The organism is Adhaeribacter swui, assembly GCF_014217805.1.
Taxonomy (GTDB): domain Bacteria; phylum Bacteroidota; class Bacteroidia; order Cytophagales; family Hymenobacteraceae; genus Adhaeribacter; species Adhaeribacter swui.
On sequence record NZ_CP055156.1, the window covers coordinates 3,398,745 to 3,420,651 of the forward strand.

23 protein-coding genes and 1 pseudogene are annotated in these 21,907 nt (G+C 44.1%); 18 read left to right on the forward strand and 6 right to left on the reverse strand.

Annotated elements, in window-relative coordinates:
- The first annotated feature begins 95 nt into the window (after positions 1–95).
- From mutL to HUW51_RS14350, 5 genes and pseudogenes are all read left to right on the forward strand, one after another.
- Positions 96–1,964 carry a DNA mismatch repair endonuclease MutL gene (mutL, locus tag HUW51_RS14335; RefSeq protein WP_185270324.1) on the forward strand — a complete coding sequence of 623 codons (1,869 nt, stop codon included), beginning with the start codon at positions 96–98 and terminating at the stop codon, positions 1,962–1,964.
- A 163-nt stretch (positions 1,965–2,127) separates the two neighbouring features.
- Positions 2,128–2,217, forward strand: a pseudogene (locus tag HUW51_RS24925) (rhomboid family intramembrane serine protease); the annotation flags it as partial.
- Between the two features lie 320 nt (positions 2,218–2,537).
- Positions 2,538–2,750, forward strand: coding sequence for a hypothetical protein (locus HUW51_RS24870; protein ID WP_394353934.1), 213 nt, complete (start codon positions 2,538–2,540; stop codon positions 2,748–2,750).
- Positions 2,751–2,759: 9 nt separating this feature from the next.
- Positions 2,760–3,662: a rhomboid family intramembrane serine protease gene (locus HUW51_RS14345; protein WP_185270325.1), complete on the forward strand. Its 903-nt coding sequence runs from the start codon at positions 2,760–2,762 to the stop codon at positions 3,660–3,662.
- 157 nt (positions 3,663–3,819) lie between these two features.
- Complete coding sequence (locus tag HUW51_RS14350) at positions 3,820–4,209, forward strand: hypothetical protein (RefSeq protein ID WP_185270326.1); 390 nt, start codon at positions 3,820–3,822, stop codon at positions 4,207–4,209.
- A gap of 88 nt (positions 4,210–4,297) precedes the next feature.
- On the opposite strand, the gene cysN is transcribed toward HUW51_RS14350, so the two are convergent.
- The 3 genes from cysN to cysC all read right to left on the reverse strand — a co-directional run bounded on the left by cysN (position 4,298) and on the right by cysC (position 7,431).
- The gene (gene cysN, locus HUW51_RS14355) at positions 4,298–5,560 is read right to left on the reverse strand and encodes a sulfate adenylyltransferase subunit CysN (RefSeq protein ID WP_185270327.1); all 1,263 of its coding nucleotides are present in this window, start codon (positions 5,558–5,560) and stop codon (positions 4,298–4,300) included.
- Between the two features lie 198 nt (positions 5,561–5,758).
- Entirely contained in the window at positions 5,759–6,664 is a 906-nt protein-coding gene (gene cysD / locus HUW51_RS14360; protein WP_185270328.1) for a sulfate adenylyltransferase subunit CysD, read from the reverse strand.
- A gap of 158 nt (positions 6,665–6,822) precedes the next feature.
- The gene (cysC, locus tag HUW51_RS14365) at positions 6,823–7,431 is read right to left on the reverse strand and encodes an adenylyl-sulfate kinase (protein WP_185270329.1); all 609 of its coding nucleotides are present in this window, start codon (positions 7,429–7,431) and stop codon (positions 6,823–6,825) included.
- Between the two features lie 239 nt (positions 7,432–7,670).
- On the opposite strand from cysC, the gene cysQ reads away from it, so the two are divergent.
- Positions 7,671–8,450, forward strand: coding sequence for a 3'(2'),5'-bisphosphate nucleotidase CysQ (gene cysQ, locus HUW51_RS14370; protein WP_185270330.1), 780 nt, complete (start codon positions 7,671–7,673; stop codon positions 8,448–8,450).
- A 250-nt stretch (positions 8,451–8,700) separates the two neighbouring features.
- Here the strand turns inward: cysQ and HUW51_RS14375 are convergent, their stop codons facing one another.
- Entirely contained in the window at positions 8,701–8,871 is a 171-nt protein-coding gene (locus HUW51_RS14375) for a hypothetical protein (protein ID WP_185270331.1), read from the reverse strand.
- 32 nt (positions 8,872–8,903) lie between these two features.
- Here HUW51_RS14375 and HUW51_RS14380 point away from each other — a divergent pair, with 32 nt between their 5' ends.
- The 8 genes from HUW51_RS14380 (at position 8,904) to HUW51_RS14415 (ending at position 15,596) form a co-directional block, all read left to right on the forward strand.
- Positions 8,904–9,836, forward strand: coding sequence for a PLP-dependent cysteine synthase family protein (locus HUW51_RS14380; protein ID WP_185270332.1), 933 nt, complete (start codon positions 8,904–8,906; stop codon positions 9,834–9,836).
- A 167-nt stretch (positions 9,837–10,003) separates the two neighbouring features.
- The gene (locus tag HUW51_RS14385) at positions 10,004–10,441 is read left to right on the forward strand and encodes a Mov34/MPN/PAD-1 family protein (protein WP_185270333.1); all 438 of its coding nucleotides are present in this window, start codon (positions 10,004–10,006) and stop codon (positions 10,439–10,441) included.
- Position 10,442: 1 nt separating this feature from the next.
- Entirely contained in the window at positions 10,443–10,721 is a 279-nt protein-coding gene (locus HUW51_RS14390) for a MoaD/ThiS family protein (protein ID WP_185270334.1), read from the forward strand.
- A gap of 94 nt (positions 10,722–10,815) precedes the next feature.
- Positions 10,816–11,958, forward strand: a complete 1,143-nt coding sequence (gene moeB, locus HUW51_RS14395) for a molybdopterin-synthase adenylyltransferase MoeB (RefSeq protein ID WP_185270335.1) — start codon at positions 10,816–10,818, stop codon at positions 11,956–11,958.
- A 224-nt stretch (positions 11,959–12,182) separates the two neighbouring features.
- Entirely contained in the window at positions 12,183–12,860 is a 678-nt protein-coding gene (locus HUW51_RS14400; protein ID WP_185270336.1) for a phosphoadenylyl-sulfate reductase, read from the forward strand.
- A 3-nt stretch (positions 12,861–12,863) separates the two neighbouring features.
- Positions 12,864–13,802 (forward strand): NAD-dependent epimerase/dehydratase family protein, encoded by a 939-nt coding sequence (locus HUW51_RS14405; RefSeq protein WP_185270337.1) that lies wholly within the window; start codon positions 12,864–12,866, stop codon positions 13,800–13,802.
- Between the two features lie 311 nt (positions 13,803–14,113).
- Positions 14,114–15,082, forward strand: a complete 969-nt coding sequence (locus tag HUW51_RS14410) for an EamA family transporter (protein WP_185270338.1) — start codon at positions 14,114–14,116, stop codon at positions 15,080–15,082.
- A gap of 280 nt (positions 15,083–15,362) precedes the next feature.
- Positions 15,363–15,596 carry a hypothetical protein gene (locus HUW51_RS14415; protein ID WP_185270339.1) on the forward strand — a complete coding sequence of 78 codons (234 nt, stop codon included), beginning with the start codon at positions 15,363–15,365 and terminating at the stop codon, positions 15,594–15,596.
- A gap of 59 nt (positions 15,597–15,655) precedes the next feature.
- Here the strand turns inward: HUW51_RS14415 and HUW51_RS14420 are convergent, their stop codons facing one another.
- Positions 15,656–16,522, reverse strand: coding sequence for a sulfite exporter TauE/SafE family protein (locus tag HUW51_RS14420; protein ID WP_228466644.1), 867 nt, complete (start codon positions 16,520–16,522; stop codon positions 15,656–15,658).
- Positions 16,523–16,698: 176 nt separating this feature from the next.
- Positions 16,699–18,348, reverse strand: a complete 1,650-nt coding sequence (ade, locus tag HUW51_RS14425) for an adenine deaminase (protein WP_185270340.1) — start codon at positions 18,346–18,348, stop codon at positions 16,699–16,701.
- Between the two features lie 259 nt (positions 18,349–18,607).
- On the opposite strand from ade, the gene cmk reads away from it, so the two are divergent.
- The 4 genes from cmk (at position 18,608) to HUW51_RS14445 (ending at position 21,899) form a co-directional block, all read left to right on the forward strand.
- Positions 18,608–19,315, forward strand: coding sequence for a (d)CMP kinase (cmk, locus tag HUW51_RS14430; RefSeq protein ID WP_185270341.1), 708 nt, complete (start codon positions 18,608–18,610; stop codon positions 19,313–19,315).
- Positions 19,316–19,514: 199 nt separating this feature from the next.
- Positions 19,515–20,387 (forward strand): 4-hydroxy-3-methylbut-2-enyl diphosphate reductase, encoded by an 873-nt coding sequence (locus tag HUW51_RS14435; protein WP_185270342.1) that lies wholly within the window; start codon positions 19,515–19,517, stop codon positions 20,385–20,387.
- An 86-nt stretch (positions 20,388–20,473) separates the two neighbouring features.
- The gene (locus HUW51_RS14440) at positions 20,474–21,016 is read left to right on the forward strand and encodes a DUF502 domain-containing protein (protein WP_185270343.1); all 543 of its coding nucleotides are present in this window, start codon (positions 20,474–20,476) and stop codon (positions 21,014–21,016) included.
- Positions 21,017–21,098: 82 nt separating this feature from the next.
- Positions 21,099–21,899, forward strand: coding sequence for an alpha/beta fold hydrolase (locus tag HUW51_RS14445; protein WP_185270344.1), 801 nt, complete (start codon positions 21,099–21,101; stop codon positions 21,897–21,899).
- Positions 21,900–21,907: the final 8 nt, after the last annotated feature.

The following is a 21,907-nucleotide window of genomic DNA, read 5'->3' on the forward strand; positions in this document are numbered from 1 at the left end:
GGTTGATTCCGGGTAGAGGCTAGTCTGGTTGTTTGGTGGTGTTTGGTTTAAAGATATTAGTTAAGTTTGCCCGATTTTAAAAAAGAGAGTGCTGCATGCCCGATATTATACATTTGTTACCCGAGTACTTAGCGAACCAGATTGCCGCCGGCGAAGTGGTGCAGCGTCCGGCATCGGTGGTGAAAGAGCTACTCGAAAATGCAGTTGATGCGCAGAGTACCAATATTCAGTTAATTGTGAAGGAAGCCGGCAAGCAATTGATTCAGGTGGTAGATAACGGCCTGGGCATGAGCGAAACCGATGCCCGCATGTGTTTTGAGCGACACGCCACTTCCAAAATTAAATCCAGCGAAGATTTGTTCCGGATCCGGACTATGGGCTTCCGTGGCGAAGCCATGGCCTCAATTGCGGCGGTGGCCCAGGTAGAACTAAAAACCAAAACCCGCACCAGCGATACCGGCACTAAACTCGTGATCGAAGGGTCGGAGTTTATTAGCCAGGAACCGGTGGCGGTGCCCGATGGTACTTCGGTTTGCGTGAAAAATTTATTTTTTAACGTACCGGCCCGGCGCAATTTTTTAAAATCCAACCCTGTTGAGATGCGCCATATTCTGGATGAGTTTATGCACGTAGCCTTGGCCCACCCGGACATTGCTTTTTCGCTGTACCAAAACGAGATTGAAATTTTTCAATTACCCGCCGGTAAATTAAGCCAGCGCATTGTAAACTTATTCGGCAATAATTACCGCGAACAGTTAGCCACCTGCGAAGAAATTACCCCGTTTTTAAAAGTAAAAGGCTACATTGGCAAGCCGGAGTTTGCCAAAAAAAGCCGCGGCGAACAGTTTTTCTTTGTAAACGAACGGTACATCCGCAGCTCGTACCTGAACCACGCCGTGCAAACCGCCTACGAAGGATTATTGCCCAAAGACAGCCATCCGTTTTACGTGTTGTTTCTGGAAATTGCACCCGAAAGCATTGATATAAACGTGCACCCTACCAAAACTGAAATTAAGTTTGAAGACGAAAAAACGGTATATGCCATTGTGCGGGCGGCGGTAAAGCAATCGTTGGGGGTGCATAACATTGCCCCGTCCTTGGATTTTGAAGGCGACGTAAATTTTGCGCCTTTAAAGCCCGTTACGCCATCCTTTGAAGAGAATAAATTTGAAAAAGCGAGTAATTTTGAAAATTTTATCCGGGAGAACTCCAGTCCGGCTAAACCCATTTCAATAAATCCGGTTAAAAGTAACGTTACCAAGCAACAGGATTGGCAAAAGGTATTTGAGCCTTTAACGCAACCATCGCGGGAATTTGCGCGCGAACCCGACGAAAGTAAATTAACCGAACTGGATTTTTTAAGCGGGTTCAGTAACCTAAGTAATCCGGAACCTTCAGGTAAAAAAGCGCTGCAAGTACACCAGAAATACATTATGGTGCAGGTAAAATCGGGCATTATGCTCGTGGACCAGCAAGCGGCGCAAGAGCGTATTTTGTACGAACAATACTCGGCTTCGCTGCAGAAGAACAGTGGCGGTTCGCAGGCTTTGTTGTTCCCGCAAGCCGTACAACTTTCGCCGAACGATTACGATTTGATGCAACAACTGGCCGGTGAGTTTAATGCTTTGGGTTTTGTGTTTAGCGAGTTTGGTAAACACACCATTGTGTTAAACGGCATACCGGCCGATGTGCCCGCGCGCGACGAAAAAGCTTTGCTGGAAGAATTACTGGAGCAATACAAAAACAATCAGCAGGAGTTAACGCTTTCTAAGAAAGAAAACCTGGCGCGGGCCATGGCCAAACGGGTATCATCCAGGTTTACCAGCAAACTTACCGACTTAGAAATGAATGCTTTGGTAGATAAACTGTTTGCCTGTCAGATGCCCAACTATACGCCTTCGGGCCAGAAAACGTTAGTGATGATGGAGCTGGGGCAGCTGCAACACTTTTTTTTAAAAAATTGATTTATTTGATATGATAAACATAACCCCCACGGTTCGTAATCTTTTGATTATAAATGTTGTGGCTTTTTTGGCTTTCAGCTATTTTGGCAGTTCGGCGCCGTTTGCCTTATACGGCTTCCGGTCGCAGTATTTCCGGCCGTACCAGTTTTTTACTTATATGTTCATGCACGGCAACTTTGGGCATTTGTTCAGCAACATGCTCAGTTTATTTATTTTCGGCCCGATGCTGGAGTACCGTTGGGGCGCGCAGCGATTTTTAATTTTTTACTTAATCTGCGGCATTGGAGCTGGCGTATTATATACCGGGGTACGTACTTACGAGTTTGGAAATATGCAGCAGCAAATGGAATCTTTTCTGGTAAATCCGTCACCGGAAGCTTTAAATGCTTTCCTGGACGAGCACCTGGATGGCGGCTACAACAAGCAAGCTATTGTGGAGTACAAACGCAATGCTAACGATCCGGCCATAATTGCGGCTTCTAAAAAAGCTATCAAAAACATTTACGAAAGTATAATTAACATTCCGATGGTGGGGGCTTCGGGGCGGTGTTTGGTCTTTTACTGGCTTTTGGGATGTTGTTCCCGAATACAGAATTATTTTTGTTATTTTTTCCGTTTCCCATTAAAGCCAAGTATTTTGTGTTGTTCTACGGAGCCTACGAGCTTTACGCGGGGGTAAAACGCATGCCCGGCGATAACGTAGCGCATTATGCCCATTTGGGAGGTATGCTTTTTGCGTTTATCTTAATTAAAGTTTGGGAACGGAACCGAACTGATTTTTACTAACCAACCTCTATGACGAGTATTTTTGACGATATCCGGAATGCGTTCCGGTTACGCAACGCCCTTAATCAGTTGATTCTGATTAATGTAATTATTTTTGTGGTATTGCTCCTGGTACGGGTAATCCTTAAAATCTCTACGCAAACCGATGGCGTTTTTGAAACCATTCTGGATTATATTGCCATGCCGGCTAATCCGGGCATATTCCTTACCCGGCCCTGGACTATTTTTACTTACTTTTTTACCCACCGGGAATTCTTTCACATTATTTTTAACATGCTAAACCTGTATTGGTTTGGAATGATTATCCGGGAATATTTAGGCGATAAAAAACTGGTTAGCTTGTACTTGCTGGGCGGTTTGGCCGGAGGAATTTTCTTTGTGCTTTTCTACAACTTGATTCCTTTTTATCAAAGCCGGGCGATTTATGCTACGATGATTGGGGCGTCGGCGAGTGTGTTGGCCGTTACCGTGGCAGCCGCTACTTTACTGCCCAATTATACTTTTAATTTATTGTTTATTGGTCCGGTAAAAATCAAATACATTGCCGCCTTTTTTGTTTTATTATCTATTTCGGGCGCAATCGGCGATAATGCCGGCGGTAATTTAGCGCATTTGGGCGGCGCATTAATCGGGTTTGTATTTATCAAACAACTGCAGCGGGGCACCGATTTAGGGCGGCCTATTCACGGGATTGCTAATTTTTTCCGGAATCTTTTTAAACCCCGTACTCCTTTAAAAGTAACTTATAAAAACCAAAGCCGCAGCACTTCTTATTCTTCCGCGTCGTCGAGTGGCGAACCCTCGCAAACCGAAATTGATTTAATTCTGGACAAAATTTCGCGGTCGGGTTACGAGAGCTTATCCAAAGACGAAAAGCAAAAACTTTTCCGGGCCAGTCAGAAGAAAGATTAAAGAATTTGGCTACGAAAAAGATAATTTTAAAAAATTAAAATTTCGGACACCATTAACCCGCGCGATAACTGATTTTGTATTTTGGTAGGCTAAGTTTATGCATTTACTCCTGGTTTTACATCAAGAGGGTAGATGCTTACATTTAAACCTTATCGCTATGAAAATTTCGTTTATTTTATTGGCCTTTTTTCTGAGCATTCATTTTAAAAGCCAGGCGCAAACCAATGATTTAAATAGGTTTTTGGTAAGATTTAAAGCGTTTTCGATGAATCATGCGCCGAAAGTTAAATCGTTTATGCCGTTAGTAAATCCGGGTAGTAATGCGGCTTTCATGCCAAATGCCATTGACACATCTAAAGCGTATATGGAAGATCCGGAAACCGGATTACGGGTTTTCCCGCAGATCGGTAAACTCCTTGATCCTCGAACGGGATATACCATCGCGTATGAACCCGGTGTAAAATATCAGGTAGATTTAAAAGCGGGTAAAATATACCGTGATCAAACAGAAGTAAAAATTGAGCGGGAAGAAAAAGTGCGGGATTGATAATTTTTTAAATTTCGTTTGTGCCGCAAATAAAAAGCGACTGTTCTTTCGTCGGAACAGTCGCTTTTTGTTTATAGTTAAAATGAGCTTAGAGGATAATAGCAGCGGCTACGGTTTCGTTGGTAAACTCATCTACTAAAATCAAGCTACCAGTGCCGGTATTCTTGCGGTAATCGTCGTAGAAAAGGGGCAGGGTGGTACGCAGGGTTATCCGGCCAATATCGTTTAAGCCAATGTTCAGGTCGTCTTCAATTTTGTGCAGCGTGTTAATATTCATTTTATAACGAATATCTTTTACCAGACACTTAGCTTCTTTGGTAGTGTGGCGCACAATGTATTTTTTGCCTTTTACTAAAGGTTTTTCGCTCATCCAGCAAACCATTACTTCTAAATCCTGACTAATCTCGGGCTGGTTATTAGGTTTCACGAGCATGTCGCCGCGGCTAATATCAATCTCGTCGTTTAAAGTAATAACTACCGACATGGGAGCAAAGGCTTCGGCCACGGGACCATCAAAAGTTTCAATGGATTTTACGGTACTGCTAAAGCCCGAGGGCAACACCAGTACTTCGTCGCCGGGTTTAAATACGCCGCCTTCTACACGACCCGCGTAACCCCGGAAATCGTGGTACTCGGTGCTTTGCGGGCGCAATACGTATTGCACCGGAAAACGGGCGTCTACGTGGTTTAAATCGCTGCCCAGGTGCACGTTTTCAAGCATGTACAACAAGGTAGAGCCCTCGTACCACGGCATATTTGCAGATTTATTTACAATGTTATCGCCCTGCAAAGCGCTTACCGGCACATAACGTACATCGGCAATATCTAAGCGGGAGATAAAATTCTGGAAGTCGGTTTTAATTTTCTCGTAAACCTCCTGGCTGTAATCCACCAAATCCATTTTGTTCACGCACAAAATAATATGATCGATTTTTAGTAACGAAGTGATAAACGTATGGCGACAGGTTTGCTCAATTACGCCTTTGCGGGCATCCACCAGAACTACCGCTAAGTTGGCGGTAGAAGCGCCGGTAACCATGTTGCGGGTATACTGAATATGGCCCGGCGTATCGGCCATGATAAACTTGCGTTTGGGCGTAGCAAAGTAACGGTAGGCCACATCAATGGTTATACCTTGCTCGCGTTCAGCACGTAAGCCATCGGTGAGGAGCGCCAGGTTTACGTACTCTTCGCCGCGCATCTGACTGGTGCGCTCAATGTTTTGTAACTGGTCTTCAAATATGGTTTTGGTATCGTACAGCAAACGGCCAATGAGGGTACTTTTACCATCATCTACGCTGCCGCAAGTAATAAAGCGCAGCAAATCGGCCTCGCGTGTTTGTTCTTTCATTTTAAGTGGTTGCAAGTTGCAAGTTGCAGGTTACAAGTTGCAGGTTTAAGGGTTAGAAAGTTTTAAGGTTGGAAAGTTGAAAGGTTAAAAAACTTCCACTAATCTAATTGATTAACCATTCAGCAATTACCGTTAAACTTTTTTTATTTTAAAAAAATCTAATTCTGTGGTCTATCGACCGTGGACTATCGACTACTATTAAAAATAACCTTGTTTTTTTCGGTCTTCCATAGCGGCTTCGGAGCGTTGATCGTCGGCGCGAGCGGCGCGTTCGGTAACGCGGGCAGCCGCTACTTCGGCAATAATGTCTTCTATGGTATTGGCCGGGGAGAAAACCGCTCCGGTACAGGTCATGTCGCCCACAGTCCGGAAACGCACGGTTTGCTCTTCGTACTGTTCATTCTTAAGCAAAGAAATATATTCCGATTTAGCCAGCAGCACGCCTTGGCGGTTTACAATTTCGCGCTGGTGCGAGAAGTAAATACTCGGAATTTCTAAATTCTCGGAAGCAATGTACTGCCAGATGTCCAGCTCGGTCCAGTTACTGAGCGGGAAAACCCGGAAATGCTCGCCCACATTTTTACGGCCGTTATACAAATGCCACAACTCGGGGCGCTGGTTTTTCGGGTCCCATTGGCCAAATTCATCGCGGTGCGAGAAAAAGCGTTCTTTGGCGCGGGCTTTTTCTTCGTCGCGGCGGGCTCCGCCAAAAGCGGCATCAAATTTAAATTCTTCGATGGCGCTTAATAAGGTAATGGTTTGCAAACCATTGCGGCTTGGATTCGGGCCTTTTTCTTCCTGCGCTAAACCTTTATCAATAGATTCCTGCACGGTACGCACAATCAGGCGGGCGCCAATTTTATTTACCAAATAATCCCGGAATTCAATGGTTTCGGGGAAGTTATGGCCGGTATCCACGTGCAGCATCGGGAAAGGTAACTTGCTGGGCCAAAAAGCTTTGCGGGCCAAATGCGCCATCACAATAGAATCTTTACCGCCGGAAAACAGCAGTACCGGGTTTTCAAATTGCGCAACCGCTTCGCGAATCAAAAAGATAGATTCGGCTTCGAGTTGCTTTAGGTAACTAAGTTTATAGGAATACATGTGTTTTAGTCCACAGCTTATGGTCTTGGGACCATAGTTTTAAAAAATTATATCTTTATTTTAATCAATCGTTGATGAATGAATAGCTGCCTTGCCAAATGGTTAGAAGCATCAAGTTGTAAATTTTTTAAATTTTTAACTTTCCAACCTGCAACCTTTCAACCTAAAGCGGCAAAGGTAATGCGAGGTAAGATAGCATCCAAAAGCTTTTGCAAGCTAAGGGCGTAGTCTTCCTGGCCGGTACGAATTTCAAGGTCAGGATTTTGGGGCTCTTCAAAAGGCGCATCCAGGCCAGTAAAGTTCTTGATTTCGCCGTTCAGGGCTTTTTTGTACAAGCCTTTTACATCGCGCTGGGCGCATACTTCAAAAGGCGCATTAATGTACACTTCGTAAAAATCAGTTGCACCGATAATGTTTTTCGCCATGCTCCGGATTTCGGCCGTTGGACTAATGAAAGAACAAATTGTTACTAAACCTGCATTTAAAAACAGCTTGGCTGTTTCAGCCGAACGGCGAATATTCTCCAGCCGGTCCGCATCCGAAAAGCCTAAATTGTTATTAATGCCGCTGCGTAAATTATCGCCGTCGAGTAACTGGGTTAAGTGGCCGCGCTCGTGCAAGGCAAATTCCAGGCCTTTTGCCAAAGTACTTTTACCCGAACCGGATAAGCCTACCATCCAGATAACGATGGCCCGTTGTCGTAGCAATTCTTCTTTACTTGCCCGCGTGAGCGTTTGATCGAAAATCGGGTGAATATTTTCTGCCATATTCTTCTTGAAAAATTCGCGGCTAAATTAAGCGGTATTTTGGTAAGATGTTTAAAATTAATTTGAGAACTTAAAAATTAGCCGCTCCTTACACCGGTTCAAGTTCAGTAAAAATTAAATTTTTAAAATTTTACGTTTGATAAAACAGGTAAAAAGCTGCGGGGTTTATTTTTTAATGAGCCAGGCTTGGCGGCCATTTAAATCCGGTTACTTTTGCCTAAATTTTAAAAAACAGATTTATGGCCGCGATAAATGTTTCCGCGATAATGCCCGACTTGTTACAAATAGCTAAAAAAGCCGGCGATGCCATCATGGAGGTTTATAATCAACCGGCCAGCTTTACGCAGATAACTTTAAAAAGCGACCAGTCGCCGCTTACCCAAGCCGACCAGGCCGCCAACGATGTAATTGCCGCCGGATTAGCTGCGTTAACCCCCGATATCCCGGTTTTATCCGAAGAAGGAAAAATGGTGCCCTACGAAGTGCGCCAGACCTGGCCCTTGTATTGGTGCGTTGACCCCCTGGATGGGACCAAAGAGTTTATCAGCCGCAACGGTGAGTTTACGGTAAACATTGCTTTAGTAGCAGGCACTACGCCCGTAGCCGGCGTTATTTATGCCCCCGTTACCAACGAGCTTTATTACACTAACGGCCAGGATGGCGCCTATAAAAAACAAGGTGACCAGGAAGTAGAAAAACTGGCAGTAACCGGAAAAACAGAGAAATTAGTAGCCGTGAAAAGCCGCTCGCACGGAGCGCCGGAAGAAATTGCTTTTTTAAGCCAGTTTGCGGTTACCGACGAAGTACGCATCGGGTCTTCTTTAAAATTTTGTTTAATCGCCGAAGGCAAAGCGCAACTGTATTTCCGGCATGGGCCTACCATGGAATGGGACACCGCCGCCGGGCACGCCATTTTGGCACAAGCCGGTGGCAAATTAACTAATCCCGACGGCGAGCCATTTACGTACAACAAGCCTTCGTTACTGAATGGCAGCTTTTTATGTTCGGGCTGGCAGTAAAAAACTTATAAAGTTTACGGCATTAATTTTGTTTAAATAATTTGGTGCTTTGGTTTTGTTTTTTACCTTTGCCGCAAGTATAATTAGAACATGAAAACAAATATGACCTTTTCTGGTATTAACAATGCGCTGGCAGGTTGCTGTTGTGCGGCGTTTACGCTTCCGGAAAGGTTTGCTGTTATATAAAATTTAAAAAAACAAGAATATATAAGCCTTTCCGAAACCAGGAGAGGCTTTTTTTGTTTATATACTAAAAGAAATTAAAATGAATAAACAATTCCAGATTAACCATGCGGCGTGTTGCTGTTGCTGTGCTTGCCCCTGGGGAAGCCTTGATGCGGCTGCGTGTTAATTTTTGGATGCAACTTTCATCAAGCCTTTCCTGGGAAACCCGGAAAGGCTTTTTTATTTCTTTTTGCATAAATTTTTCTGCTGACTTAAAATTTTAAAAATATGTTACTCACCGCCGAAACGCAAGATTTACAAGAGCAACTAACTACTTTAAGTTCTTTTATTGGCAATACGCCGTTATTTCCGATTACCCGGGCTTACAGCAAGCCGGGCGTTAAAATTTACGCCAAACTAGAGTGGCAACAACTAGGCGGCAGCGTAAAAGCCCGGCCTGCTTTCCGGATAATTCAGGATGCGGTAAAAAGCGGTAGATTGCAACCCGGCCAGTCTTTATTGGATGCTTCGAGTGGTAACACGGCTATTGCTTACGCCGCCATTGGCGCCGCTACGCAAATACCTGTTACCATCTGCTTGCCCGAAAATGCCTCGGAAGAACGGAAAACTTTATTAAAAGCGTTCGGCGCTAATATCATCTATACCTCGCGTTTTGGTTCTACGGATGAGGCTCAGGAAATTGCCAAGCAGTTAAATTCGGATTACCCCGACCGGTATTTTTACGCGGACCAATACGGTAATCAAAGTAACTGGCAAGCGCATTACCACACTACGGCTAACGAAATCTTCCGGCAAACCAAAGGCGAAATCACCCACTTTGTGGCGGGTTTAGGCACCACCGGTACATTTACCGGTACCAGCCGCAAGTTGAAAGAGTTAAATCCGGAGATTGAATTAATATCGTTGCAACCCGATGCGGCCATGCACGGCCTGGAAGGGTGGAAGCACCTGGAAACCGCGCGGGTACCAAAAATTTACGATGCTACTATTGCCAACCAAAACTTGGCGATTGATACCTACGAAGCTTTTGATTTAATTCAGAAAGTAGCGCAAAAAGAAGGTTTACTGGTTAGCCCATCAGCCGCCGCCAATTTAGCTGGTGCCATTAAAGTAGCCGAGAGCATCGACGAAGGCGTAATCGTAACGGTTTTCCCGGACAATGCCGAGAAGTACGCCGAAGTATTAAAATCGTTGTTCTAGATGTTGGATGTTAGATATTGGATATTAGACTTTTGGTTAAAGCCCTAATTTTTTAAGTATTCCCTTAGCGCAAATACTTTTCATGGCGCAGGTTTAGCGCAGCGTAACTTGGGTCTTTAAATAAAAAGCCAGTTTGTAACTGGCGGAAGAGTAAAATTTAAAAATAAATGAAACTACAACTCACCGAAACTGCCCACCGCCTGATTCAGGAACATGCCACGGAAATATACCCAGACGAATGCTGCGGCTTTTTGTACGGGAATGAAACGGACGTGCGCCTAGTGCAGGAAGCGGTACCGGTAACCAACAGCAAAGACGGCGACAAACGCCGTCGCTTCGAGATTTCGCCGGTAGATTACATGCGAGCCGAAAAATACGCCCTGGAAAATAACACTAATTTACTAGGCGTGTACCACTCGCATCCCGATCATCCGGCCCGGCCTTCGGAGCACGATTTAAACCAGGCAGTACCGTACTTTTCTTACATTATTGTATCGGTGCGGCAAGGCCAAGTAGCGGACCTTACTTCCTGGCAATTAAACGAAGCCGGTCAGTTCGAACAAGAATCTATCTTACAAAACGAAAATCATATTCAGAATACCTAAAATGGCAAAAATAATAATTCCTACGCCCCTCCGAAAATTTACCGGTAACCAGGCCACCATCGAAACCAATGGCTCCAACGTGCTGGAAAGTCTACAAAGTTTAGCGGAAACCCATCCGGAAATTAAAAAACATATTTTCGATGATGCCGGACAAGTGCGTAAGTTTGTGCGCTTATACCTCGGCGACGAAGACATTAAAGCTTTGCAAAACGAGCAAACTGCCGTGCAGGACAATTCGGTAATCAGTATTATTCCGGCCATTGCCGGTGGTATTAACTAGTTTTTGCTGATTACAAGCTTTTCGAAAACATAAAAATTTAAAAAATGCCAGAGTAATCTGGTTAATTATACCTGAAAAGTTAATACCTACTACAATGGTAACTTTTAATAAAGAAGAATTAGAGCGGTACAGCCGCCATTTAATTATACCCGAATTTAACATTGAAGGCCAGCGCCGCTTAAAAGCCGCCAAAGTTTTGGTAGTTGGTACCGGTGGTTTAGGCAGCCCCTTGTTGTTGTATTTAACCGCCGCCGGCGTAGGTACCATTGGTATCCTGGACTTTGATGTGGTAGACGACAGCAACCTGCAGCGCCAGGTTTTATTTAGCGTTTCTGATGTGGGCCGGCCAAAAGTAGAAGCCGCCCGGGACCGTTTAGCTGCCTTAAACCCGTACGTAAACTTTATCGTGCACAACGAGCGCCTAACTTCCGAAAATGCGCTGGATATTATAAAAGACTACGACTTAGTAGCCGATGGTACCGATAATTTTCCGACCCGTTATTTAGTAAACGATGCTTGTGTTATCTTAAATAAACCCAATGTTTACGGTTCTATTTTCCGTTTCGAAGGGCAGGTTTCGGTATTTAACTACACCGATGCCGAAGGAAACAAAGGGCCTAATTACCGCGATTTATTCCCAACGCCACCACCGCCCGGTTTAGTGCCCAGCTGCGCTGAAGGCGGCGTATTGGGCGTACTACCCGGTATTATTGGTTCTTTGCAAGCTAACGAAGTGATCAAAGTATTAACTGGCGTAGGCGAGCCATTATCCGGTCGGTTGTTTTTGTTTGATGCCGCGGTGTTCGAAACCCGGGTATTAAAAGTGCACAAAGATCCGGATAACCAACCAGTAACCGAACTAATCGACTACGAATTCTTCTGCGGTATTGGTGGCGATGATGAAGACGAAAAAGATAAAGTAAAAGAAATTTCGGTAAGCGACTTACACGCGTGGCAGGAAAACCACACCGACTTCCAATTAATTGATGTGCGCGAGCCTTACGAATACGAAATTGCTAACTTGCACGGCGAATTAATTCCATTGGCTGAAGTAGAAGCCGCCATTGATAAAATTGCTTCCGATAAAAACGTGGTAGTACACTGCCGTTCCGGTGTTCGGAGCGCTAAAGCTATTGCGGCCCTAGAGAAAAAATACGGTTTTAAAAACCTGTATAACTTAAAAGGCGGCATCCTGGCCTGGGCCAACGAAATTGACCCTACTATGGCGAAATATTAGTTACAGGTTACAGGTTGAATTTTAGTTAGAAGGTTGAAAGGTTAAAAGGTTGGAAAATTTTGAATGATGAATAGGTAATTCATCATTCAAAATTTTAGAAATTAACCTTTTACTTCAGCTTTCTGACCATTATACCAGAAAATAATATTATAGTCTGTGGACTGGCGTCTATGGACTAAATTCTAAACCGTGGTCTATGGACCATGGACTATGGACTAAAAACAATGACCGAGTTTGAACAATTAACCGAAGACATCCGCCAGGATTTAGATGCGTACAAAACGCGCGGTTTAAAAATATTTGCGTCGTCGTCGTTACAGACGAATAGCATGCCTTTGCTGCACATTATCAGCCAGGTAGCACCCGAAACCCCTATTTACTTTTTAAATACGGGCTACCATTTTCCGGAAACCCTGGAGTTCCGGCAGCAGGTAAAAGATTTACTGGGCTTAAACATTACCGATTTGTTTTCGGCGGTGCCCAAGTACCAGCAACGCGACGCTTCTGGTCGCTTGCTCTTTACCTCTGATCCGGATTATTGCTGCTATTTAAACAAAATTCAGCCTTTAGAGCCCATATTGGCCAGCCACGATGTTTGGATCAGCGGCGTACGAGGCGACCAAAGCAAGGTGCGCGCCCAGATGAAGCGCGAAGAAAAAGCCCCGAATGGGGTATTGCGTTACCACCCGATGCTGGGCTGGACCAGCAAAATGGTGTACGATTACATCCGGTTACATAAATTACCCAAGCATCCGCTCGAAGGGGAAGGATACGTGAGTATTGGTTGCGAGCCTTGCACCCGCAAAATAGACGTAGATGCTTTACTAGACGACCGCAACGGTCGCTGGTTTGGCATGAACAAAACCGAATGCGGTTTACATACCCAATTAATCGCCAAATAAAACATGAAAATACTCCTTACTGGCGGGGCCGGCTACATCGGCACCGAACTCACGCATGAACTTCTGAAAAATCCGGAAGTACAAGAGGTTATCATTTATGATAATTTAAGCCGTAAAAATTTTAATTTATTTATTGGCCGCAACCATTTACCCGACCACCGGGTGCGCTTTATTATGGGCGACATTCTGGATTCGTACAAACTGCGCAAAGTAATTAACGAGGTAGATGTAGTTTACCATTTAGCGGCCAAAGTACTTACGACTTTCTCCAACGACGATCCGCATTTGTTTGAACAGGTAAACCACTGGGGCACCGCCGAACTAAGTTATGCGCTAGAGCAAAGCCAGGTGAAAAAGGTAATTTACCTAAGTTCGGCTTCGGTGTACGGCGACGCCAGCGTGCCCATGGATGAAAACACCGAGCCGCAACCGCGCACCTACTATGGCTTATCGAAGCACAACGGCGAAAAAATGATTTCCCGTTTAAATGGTCGCATGCAAACTTACATTATCCGGTGCGGCAATGTGTATGGCTACAGCCGTAGTTTGCGCTTTGATTCGGTAATCAACAAATTTATGTTTGATGCGCATTATACCAACCGCATTACGGTGCAAGGCAGTGGTAAACAACAGCGGGCCTTTGTGCACATTCATAAAGTAAGCCAGGACTTAGCCAATATTTTAACGCACGATTTACCGTCGGGTACTTATAACCTGGTAGATAAAAATTTAAGCGTGAATGAACTGGCCAATACCATGAAGGAAATTTACCCGGACCTGGAAATGCTGTTTATTCTGCAGGACCGTAAATCAAGGACTTTGTTCTTAAATCCGGATAGCCGCCTGGAAGCAATTTCTACGTACCGGCCCAAAACCATTGCGGAAGAGCTGATTGAATTTAGCCAGCATTTTGCTTTTGTGCCTAGCGGCTTTTATAAATAAATACCCCGAAAAGTGCGTTTTAAAAATGCCACCTCTTCCGGGTGGCATTTTTAATTTATAAGCCTTATACGTTAGTCCAAAACAAGAAAATTTAAAAAATGAGTTGCCGAATTGGTTTTACCGAGTTTTCTTAAAAGTTTAAATTTTCCGGAATACCACCCTCTACAGTAAAAAACCTGGTTATGGCGCAGTAATAACGTGGCTTAAATTAGCTTTCTTTGCTTAAAATTAAGGGCTTGGTTAAAAGTAATTACCTGCCTTTACGATTAATAATCTGTATTCATCCGCGCTTCTGTATAAGTACTTCAATTATGACCTCACCAATACCTCCTTCGCGATTAAAAATTTACCTGGCTTTTGCCGCAATATACCTTATCTGGGGTTCTACTTTTCTGGGAATCCGGTTTACCATCGAAACCATGCCGCCTTTCTTTATGTCGGGTTCCCGGTTTTTACTGGCGGGTTTAATTTTGTTTTTATTTGCCCGGCTTCAGAAGGTAGCTCTTCCCACTTGGCCCCAATTTAAAACCAGCGCCATTATTGGCATATTGCTGGTGCTGGTAGGTAATGGGGGAGTGGCCTGGGCCGAACAAACCGTGCCCTCCAGCATGGCGGCTTTATTAATTGCCACGGTGCCCTTATGGATTACCTTACTGGGTTTTTTATTTTTCGGCAAACCCAGACCCGATGGTAAAACCATATTGGGGTTAATATTGGGACTAGCCGGCGTGTTGGTTTTAATTGGGCCGGATAATTTAATTGGTCAGGGCAATATGGATGCGTGGGGCATGATCGTAATTATTTTGGGTACCGTGACGTGGGCTTTTGGTTCTTTGTACGCGGCCCGCGGTAAAAATGCGGCGGCACCTATTATGTCGTCGGCTATGCAAATGATTACCGGCGGGATGTTGCAAATACTGGTAGCTTTTATGATAGGCGAATACACCCAGTTAAATTTGGCTGCTTTTTCTACTAAATCCATCCTGGCTTTTTGGTACCTGGTGTTATTTGGTTCGTTAATCGGCTTTTCGTCGTATAGCTGGCTTATTCGGGTAGCGCCGCCGAGCCGGGTAGCTACTTATGCTTTCGTAAACCCCTTGGTGGCAGTAGTTCTGGGTTGGTTTTTTGCTAACGAAGCCGTTACTACGCAAATGCTGCTAGCCGGACTGTTAATTTTACCGGCGGTTATTTTAATTCTGCAAGCCAACGCTAAAAAAGAAATTACCAAAATTGCGGAGCCATTGCCAACGCCGGTACTGCAAAAATCGCAGAAGGTATAAACCGGTAATTAGTAATTTTTAAAAAATCTGGTATTCCGTAGATGAAGTTGAATTTGTTTGCTTAAGCCGGATGCAGATTTAAGCATTAATAAGATTGCCGGGAAATAGCAATCTTATTTAATGCTTACGGATGATTTTTTGAAATTTTGTTATAAAAACGGTAGATAAATTAAGTATTTACTGAAGGGGATTTCTGTATTCTAACCCAAGCGATTAACTGGATACCTGCGTAATTTTGAATTAAATAGAACGGTTTTATTTTACCACATATTTAAGGATTATGGTGGGGTTATTAGATCATATTTTTGATAATATCGATATTCAAAACTTAGATAGGGGGAAAGTGGATGAATATGCTACTTATCTGAAAGAAATTAACAATCAAAACTTACCGCTGGATAAAAAAGTTAAATTTTTGTTGGTGCGGGTACGGCTGCAACAGCGGCTCATACAGCTCGACATTTGCCAAAATATTTTTAATCACGAGTTTATTTCTTACAAAAAGAAGAAATAAAAGCCGCGGGTTTAATTATTTGTATTTATGATAATTAGTACTTATTAGTGGGTTTGATCTTAAAAAGAAATTTTAAAAAGTACGCCCGCTTTAAGAATAATATTAACGATTAAGGTTATACCGGCCAGAAACAAGCCCATGCCAATTAAATAATCCATGCGGGGCAAGCGCGACTCGATTTTTTTTAAATTTTGCCCAACTGTAGCGCCCAGCGCAAATCCCAACATCAGCGGTAAGCTTTTTTCCCAAACTACGTGTCCCAACCAATAATGCGTCGTAAAGCCGGTAATGCTGGTAATTAATAAAATAAACAACGAAGTAGAAGTTGCAATTTTAACCGGCATCCGGAAGATTTTGATCATGGCGGGTGTTTGCAGAAAGCCCCCGCCAATACCGAATAAACCCGCAATGGTGCCGGTTAAAAAACCAAAGAAAACCACTAAGCTGCCGTTTAAGCGGTAAGCCAGATGTTTCTGATGGTTTTTCCGGATAAAAGAGGTAGGCATGTGGCTCATCCGGTACATCATACCGGTGTGGCGCAAAGCTTTGGGCGAATTTTTGGGCGTGCCCAGCAAATAAAAGCCCACTATAATTACAAAAAACGCAAAAGTAAACTGTAGTTCCAGAACCGGTAGAAAAGTAACCAGAAAAGCGCCCAACACGGTGCCGCCCATCGCCGGAAACTGAATGAGCGAAGCTACCAGGTAATCAATATTTTTTTCGCGGTAGTTAAAAAAAGACGCAATTAAGGCCGCCGGCACCATCGCCGACATGCAACTGCCAATGGCCTGCTCAATAGGATAATTAAAAAAAATAATTAAAATCGGGACCATAAATACCCCACCGCCAAAGCCAACCAGGGTACCAAAAGCACTAACCAATAAACCTACTAAAACCAGTAGTAACGGGGTAATCAAAAAATCCATTGGCGCAACTATTTGCCGGCATCAGTAAGCTCCGTTGGTGCTTTATTCGGGCCGGGAAAATGAATCGTAATAATTTTATAAATCCTGGACAGAAATAGAATTTACAAAATTACTGCCAATAAATAAGTTTTCGCCGGTGAATAAGCCCGATGATTTTTCCGGTAGTTCCCGGGTGTTTACTGCGGTACAACTACCGGCGCAAAACTGAAAATATTCCCGTCGAACAAGCCTTTATCGCTTAACTTTAATTCCGGGATAACCAGCAGGGCCATAAACGATAAAGTCATAAAAGGCGATTGTAAAGTGCTGCCCATTGCTTTGCTCATGGCATCAATTTCGGAGTAAGCCTGGGCCACTTCGTACCCGTTATCGGCAGACATAATGCCGGCTACTGGTAAGGGCAGCAATTTTATATCGCCGCCATTTACCGCCACAACGCCGCCTTGCACTTCAATGAGTAAATTTACGGCCTTGCAAATACTCACGTCGTCGGTGCCCACCACAATAATATTATGCGAATCGTGCGCCACCGAAGAGGCGATAGCGCCGCTTTTTAAATTAAAATTTTTTATAAAACCAATGGCCGGGGGCTCGTTGTGGTACCGGTTTACTACCGCAATTTTTAAAATGTCGTTTTCTATATCGGCAATGGCGTTCTTCTCTTGGGTCAGCAAAGCTGGGGCGATTAGGCGTTTGGTTATTAGTTGCCCATCTCGTGCTTCCATCACGTTTAGCAAACCCGGACCAGTCATGGGAAAGTGAAAATCAACGGGTGATTTAGCGTGCGTATTAAAGTTGTTAGGCGTTGGGCTGGCACTGTATTCCAGTAAGGTAACGCCATGTTCGGCCACTTGTTTACCCGCAATAAAAGTTTCCAGAACTTTAAAATCCGGAGTGAGTGTATCCAGAATAATAAAATCGGCCGGATCGTTTTCGCGCAGTAAACCTACTTCTAAACCATAATGACGAACCGGATTAACGCAAGCTGCTTGTAAAACATCAAATACATCGAAGCCCCGGGCTAATGCTTTTTTTACTAACTGATTAATATGTCCTTCCACCAAATCATTCGGATGCTTATCGTCGGAGCAGAACATGATTTCGGTGGGGAACTTGGGCAATAAATCAATCAATGCTTCGAAGTTTTTGGCGGCGCTGCCTTCCCGGATTAAGATTTTCATACCAACGGCTAATTTATCACGCGCTTCTTCGGCGGTAAAACATTCGTGGTCGGTGCTGATGCCGGCGGCCGCGTATTGTTGGGCTTGCTCCCCGCGCAAGCCCGGCGCGTGCCCATCGACCTGCTTTCCGAATTTTTGAGCCAAGGTAATTTTCTGCATTACCAACGGATCCTGATTAAGGACACCAGGCCAGTTCATCATTTCGGCGAGGTATTTAACTTCTGGTCGCAGAAATAAATCTTCAATATCTTCGGGTGTTACTTCGGCTCCGGCCGTTTCAAAGGGCGTAGCGGGTACGCAGGAAGGCGCCCCAAAATAAAATTTAAACGGTACTTTCTGCCCGTTTTCAATCATGTATTCTACGCCTGGCAAACCCAAAACATTCGCAATTTCGTGGGGGTCCGATACGGTGGCTACGGTGCCGTGCGGCACCGCTAAGCGGGCAAACTCACTGGGTACCAGCATGGAGCTTTCGATGTGCACGTGGGCATCAATAAAACCCGGCACCAGGTATTGCTGACTTTCGACTGGTTCCCGGATAATATGCGCGATTTTACCATTGATTACCACAATAGAGCCGCTGAAAATTTGTTTATGAATAACGTCTACAATCTGGCCGCTGACTTTAAATTCCCGGTATGACATAGTTAAGCTGGTTCCGATAAATTTACGTATACTACGAATCGTAAGTACAATTAACGTTATATTTGCACGAAATTTTGCAGCTTTGAGAAAGATAATTTTAAGTTTCGCGATTGTTGGTTGCTTACTGGCTGGTACCCAAACGGCTTGTACGCGCCAGACCCCTCAGCAGAAAAAAACCAAAGCCTTTAAACGCAGCCATAAGCCTGGTAAATCGCTTCCTTGTCCGAAGAAAGATTGTTAGGCACACAACCAGGTCTTTATGAAAAAAATTGTAATTGCCATTGATGGGCATTCTTCCTGCGGAAAAAGTACCACGGCCAAATTAGTAGCCAAAGAAATGGGCTACGCTTACATTGATACAGGCGCTATGTACCGGGCCGTAACCTTGTATTTCCTGGAAAACTACGTTGATTTTACCAACCCCAAGAAAATTCAGCAGGCTCTCGATAACATACATATTACGTTTGAACGCAACGCGAAAACCCAGCGCAACGAAGCTTTTTTAAACGGCTTAAACGTGGAAGACGAAATCCGGAAAATGTACATTTCGGATAAGGTAAGTGAAGTAAGCGTGATTCCGGAAGTGCGTCATGCTTTGGTGCACCAGCAGCAAAAAATGGGCAAGCGCCGCGGCGTAGTTATGGATGGTCGCGACATAGGTACGGCCGTGTTTCCGGATGCCGAGGTGAAAATTTTTATGACCGCCGACGTGGAAACCCGCGCCAAACGCCGCCAGCAAGAGTTACTGGAGAAAAACGAAATGGTACCGCTGGACGCCATCGTGGAAAATTTAAAAAAACGCGATTTGATCGATTCTACCCGCAAGGAAAGTCCGTTAATACAAGCGCCCGATGCGGCCTTGCTCGATACCTCGTACATTACCATTGACGAACAGGTAGATTTTGTGCTGCGCAAAGTAGCTGAGAAACTGTGCAGCGAAGAGTTTTTGCTTTCAAAAGATAAGTAGCTACTGAAGAAGTCAACCTTTATTTTGGTGAGATTAAAAAATTGAATTTTTAAAAATTTAAAATTCTAGCTCATCTCACAGTTAACATTGCAAGATTGCACGATTAAATATTGGAATTAAAATGGATTAATTGTTGTATGCTGAAGAACGCAACTTACAATACGCAAATTTGGCAGAACAACTATTTAACGAAAGCACAATGACTATAGCCATCGACAAAAATTCAGGATATTGTTTTGGAGTAGAATTCGCTATTCAAATGGCCGAAGACGAAATGGAAGAATCCGCTGAATTGTATTGTTTGGGCGATATCGTGCATAACAGCATGGAAGTGCAGCGGCTTTACGCCAAAGGTTTGCGCATTATTGATCGGGAACAATTAAAAGAACTGCAAGACAGCAAAGTTTTAATCCGGGCCCACGGCGAACCACCCGAAACCTATAAAATTGCTTTAGAAAACAACCTGGAATTAATAGATGCTTCTTGCCCGGTAGTTTTAAAATTGCAAAACCGGGTGAAACACGCTTTTGATAGTACCAAAAGCAACAACGGCCAAATTGTAATTTACGGCCAGCAGGGCCACGCCGAGGTTATAGGTATTGCCGGCCAAACGCAAAACGAAGCTATTGTGGTAACTTCCGAAGCCGATTTAGTAAAAATTGATTTTACCCGGCCGGTAACTTTGTTTAGCCAAACTACCAAAAGTACCAAAGGATTTTACCACATTAAAGCCAGCATCGAACAGCAAATTGCGCAAGCCGGTGGCAGCCTCGAAAACTTTGACGCCAACGATAGCATTTGCCGGCAGGTTTCTAACCGGGAACCGCAACTCACCAAATTCGCTGCCGAGCACGACGTTATTATTTTTGTGAGCGGCAAAAAAAGCTCTAATGGTAAAGCGCTGTACGCGGTTTGCCAGGCCAATAACCCACGTAGTTATTTTGTGGAGAATGCTGATGAACTGGAGGTAAGTTGGTTTGATGGCGTAAACTCGGTGGGTATTTGCGGCGCTACTTCTACGCCCATGTGGCTGATGCAGCAGGTAGCCGATGCCATTAAAAATTTAACGTAAACCTGGCCGCATTTTAGTAGAGTTGGTTGGCTGGTACGTTTATTGGTAACTTCCTGCTTACTTAACTTACCTGATCTGTTTGCTCCATGAAACGCTTATTACGTTATTTCCTGAATGGGTTTTTACTTCTGGCGCCCATTAGCATTACTATTTACATTATCCTGGCATTTATTTATTGGCTGGATCATTTTTTTGATTTAGGTGTGCCGGGTTTGGGTATTCTGGTAATGGTGGTGCTGGTAACCCTGGTGGGTTTTATTGGCTCTTCTTTTTTAGTGCGGCCTTTTTTGGTGGTTTCTGAGCGCTTGCTTACCCGGGTTCCCCTCGTCAATATTATTTATACTTCCATCAAAGATTTGTTTAACGCTTTTGTGGGCGATAATCAAAAGTTTAACAAACCGGTGCTGGTGAAAATGACCCACCTTCCCGAAACTTTCCGGATGGGTTTTGTAACCCACGATAACTTGGCCAACATTAATCACGAAGATAAAGTAGCTGTTTACTTCCCGGACTCGTATAATTTTTCGGGCGAATTGTGGTTCGTGCACCGCGACAATCTGACTTACTTAGATCTACCGAGTTCGGAGGTTATGAAGTTTATTGTTTCCGGAGGGGTAGCCAAATTGTAGTTTAGTCGATGGTCCATAGTCCACGGACCAAAGACTACGGACAACTCATAACTCATAACTTTTAACTCATAACTCTCACCCCGTGTTTGTTCAGGAAGGTCGGTCGCGTTTGCATTACAAAATATATGGCAGGGGAGAGCAGGTAGTGCTGGCTTTTCACGGGTACGGGCAAGATCATTCGCATTTTTACAACCTCGCCGGCGTTTTGCCGCACGTTAAAATTATAGCTTTTGATTTGTTTTTTCATGGGCAAAGTGTGCTGCACAAAAAAGACATGTCTTTGCAAAAAGAGTTTCTGGCTAAACTCATTCAAAAATTCCTGGACGAACATCAAATTAAGCGTTTTTCTTTGATGGCTTTTAGTATGGGTGGTAAGTTTGCCCTAACGCTGTTAGAGGCTTTTCCGGAAAAAATAAACCAGGTTTTATTGGTGGCTCCGGATGGCATTAGTACCAGCTTTTGGTACAGCGTGGCTACTTATCCGGGTTGGTTGCAAGGTTTGTTTAAACGTACGGTGGTGCGGCCCGCCCGATTTTTTAAATTTATTAACTGGCTGGATAATAAACGGTTAATAGATCCGGGATTGATTAAGTTTGCGGCCTGGCAAATGAACAGTACTCAAAAACGCCTGCGGGTGTACAAAAGTTGGGTCGGTTTCCGGACGCTCACCTTTGATATCCGCAAAATTGTAAACCTCCTGAACAATCAAAATATTAAGTTTACCTTATTTCTGGGCGAGTACGATCAGGTTATTTCGGGCAAACGATTACAGGTTTTTGCCCGCGCCGTTAAAAACTGCGAGTTAATTATTTTAAAAACCGGCCATACGTTTCTGCTGCACGAAGTAGCTACCTACCTGCGCCGCCATCCGGGTGTTTTTTAATAAAATCC

Bases quoted from the DNA above. Each gene is read 5' to 3' on its own strand.
- mutL (WP_185270324.1), top strand. From the start codon at position 96: ATGCCCGATATTATACATTTGTTACCCGAGTACTTAGCGAACCAGATT.
- HUW51_RS24870 (WP_394353934.1), top strand. From the start codon at position 2,538: ATGTTGTTCCCGAATACAGAATTATTTTTGTTATTTTTTCCGTTTCCC.
- HUW51_RS14345 (WP_185270325.1), top strand. From the start codon at position 2,760: ATGACGAGTATTTTTGACGATATCCGGAATGCGTTCCGGTTACGCAAC.
- HUW51_RS14350 (WP_185270326.1), top strand. From the start codon at position 3,820: ATGAAAATTTCGTTTATTTTATTGGCCTTTTTTCTGAGCATTCATTTT.
- cysN (WP_185270327.1), bottom strand. From the start codon at position 5,560: ATGAAAGAACAAACACGCGAGGCCGATTTGCTGCGCTTTATTACTTGC.
- cysD (WP_185270328.1), bottom strand. From the start codon at position 6,664: ATGTATTCCTATAAACTTAGTTACCTAAAGCAACTCGAAGCCGAATCT.
- cysC (WP_185270329.1), bottom strand. From the start codon at position 7,431: ATGGCAGAAAATATTCACCCGATTTTCGATCAAACGCTCACGCGGGCA.
- cysQ (WP_185270330.1), top strand. From the start codon at position 7,671: ATGGCCGCGATAAATGTTTCCGCGATAATGCCCGACTTGTTACAAATA.
- HUW51_RS14375 (WP_185270331.1), bottom strand. From the start codon at position 8,871: ATGCAAAAAGAAATAAAAAAGCCTTTCCGGGTTTCCCAGGAAAGGCTT.
- HUW51_RS14380 (WP_185270332.1), top strand. From the start codon at position 8,904: ATGTTACTCACCGCCGAAACGCAAGATTTACAAGAGCAACTAACTACT.
- HUW51_RS14385 (WP_185270333.1), top strand. From the start codon at position 10,004: ATGAAACTACAACTCACCGAAACTGCCCACCGCCTGATTCAGGAACAT.
- HUW51_RS14390 (WP_185270334.1), top strand. From the start codon at position 10,443: ATGGCAAAAATAATAATTCCTACGCCCCTCCGAAAATTTACCGGTAAC.
- moeB (WP_185270335.1), top strand. From the start codon at position 10,816: ATGGTAACTTTTAATAAAGAAGAATTAGAGCGGTACAGCCGCCATTTA.
- HUW51_RS14400 (WP_185270336.1), top strand. From the start codon at position 12,183: ATGACCGAGTTTGAACAATTAACCGAAGACATCCGCCAGGATTTAGAT.
- HUW51_RS14405 (WP_185270337.1), top strand. From the start codon at position 12,864: ATGAAAATACTCCTTACTGGCGGGGCCGGCTACATCGGCACCGAACTC.
- HUW51_RS14410 (WP_185270338.1), top strand. From the start codon at position 14,114: ATGACCTCACCAATACCTCCTTCGCGATTAAAAATTTACCTGGCTTTT.
- HUW51_RS14415 (WP_185270339.1), top strand. From the start codon at position 15,363: ATGGTGGGGTTATTAGATCATATTTTTGATAATATCGATATTCAAAAC.
- HUW51_RS14420 (WP_228466644.1), bottom strand. From the start codon at position 16,522: ATGGATTTTTTGATTACCCCGTTACTACTGGTTTTAGTAGGTTTATTG.
- ade (WP_185270340.1), bottom strand. From the start codon at position 18,348: ATGTCATACCGGGAATTTAAAGTCAGCGGCCAGATTGTAGACGTTATT.
- cmk (WP_185270341.1), top strand. From the start codon at position 18,608: ATGAAAAAAATTGTAATTGCCATTGATGGGCATTCTTCCTGCGGAAAA.
- HUW51_RS14435 (WP_185270342.1), top strand. From the start codon at position 19,515: ATGACTATAGCCATCGACAAAAATTCAGGATATTGTTTTGGAGTAGAA.
- HUW51_RS14440 (WP_185270343.1), top strand. From the start codon at position 20,474: ATGAAACGCTTATTACGTTATTTCCTGAATGGGTTTTTACTTCTGGCG.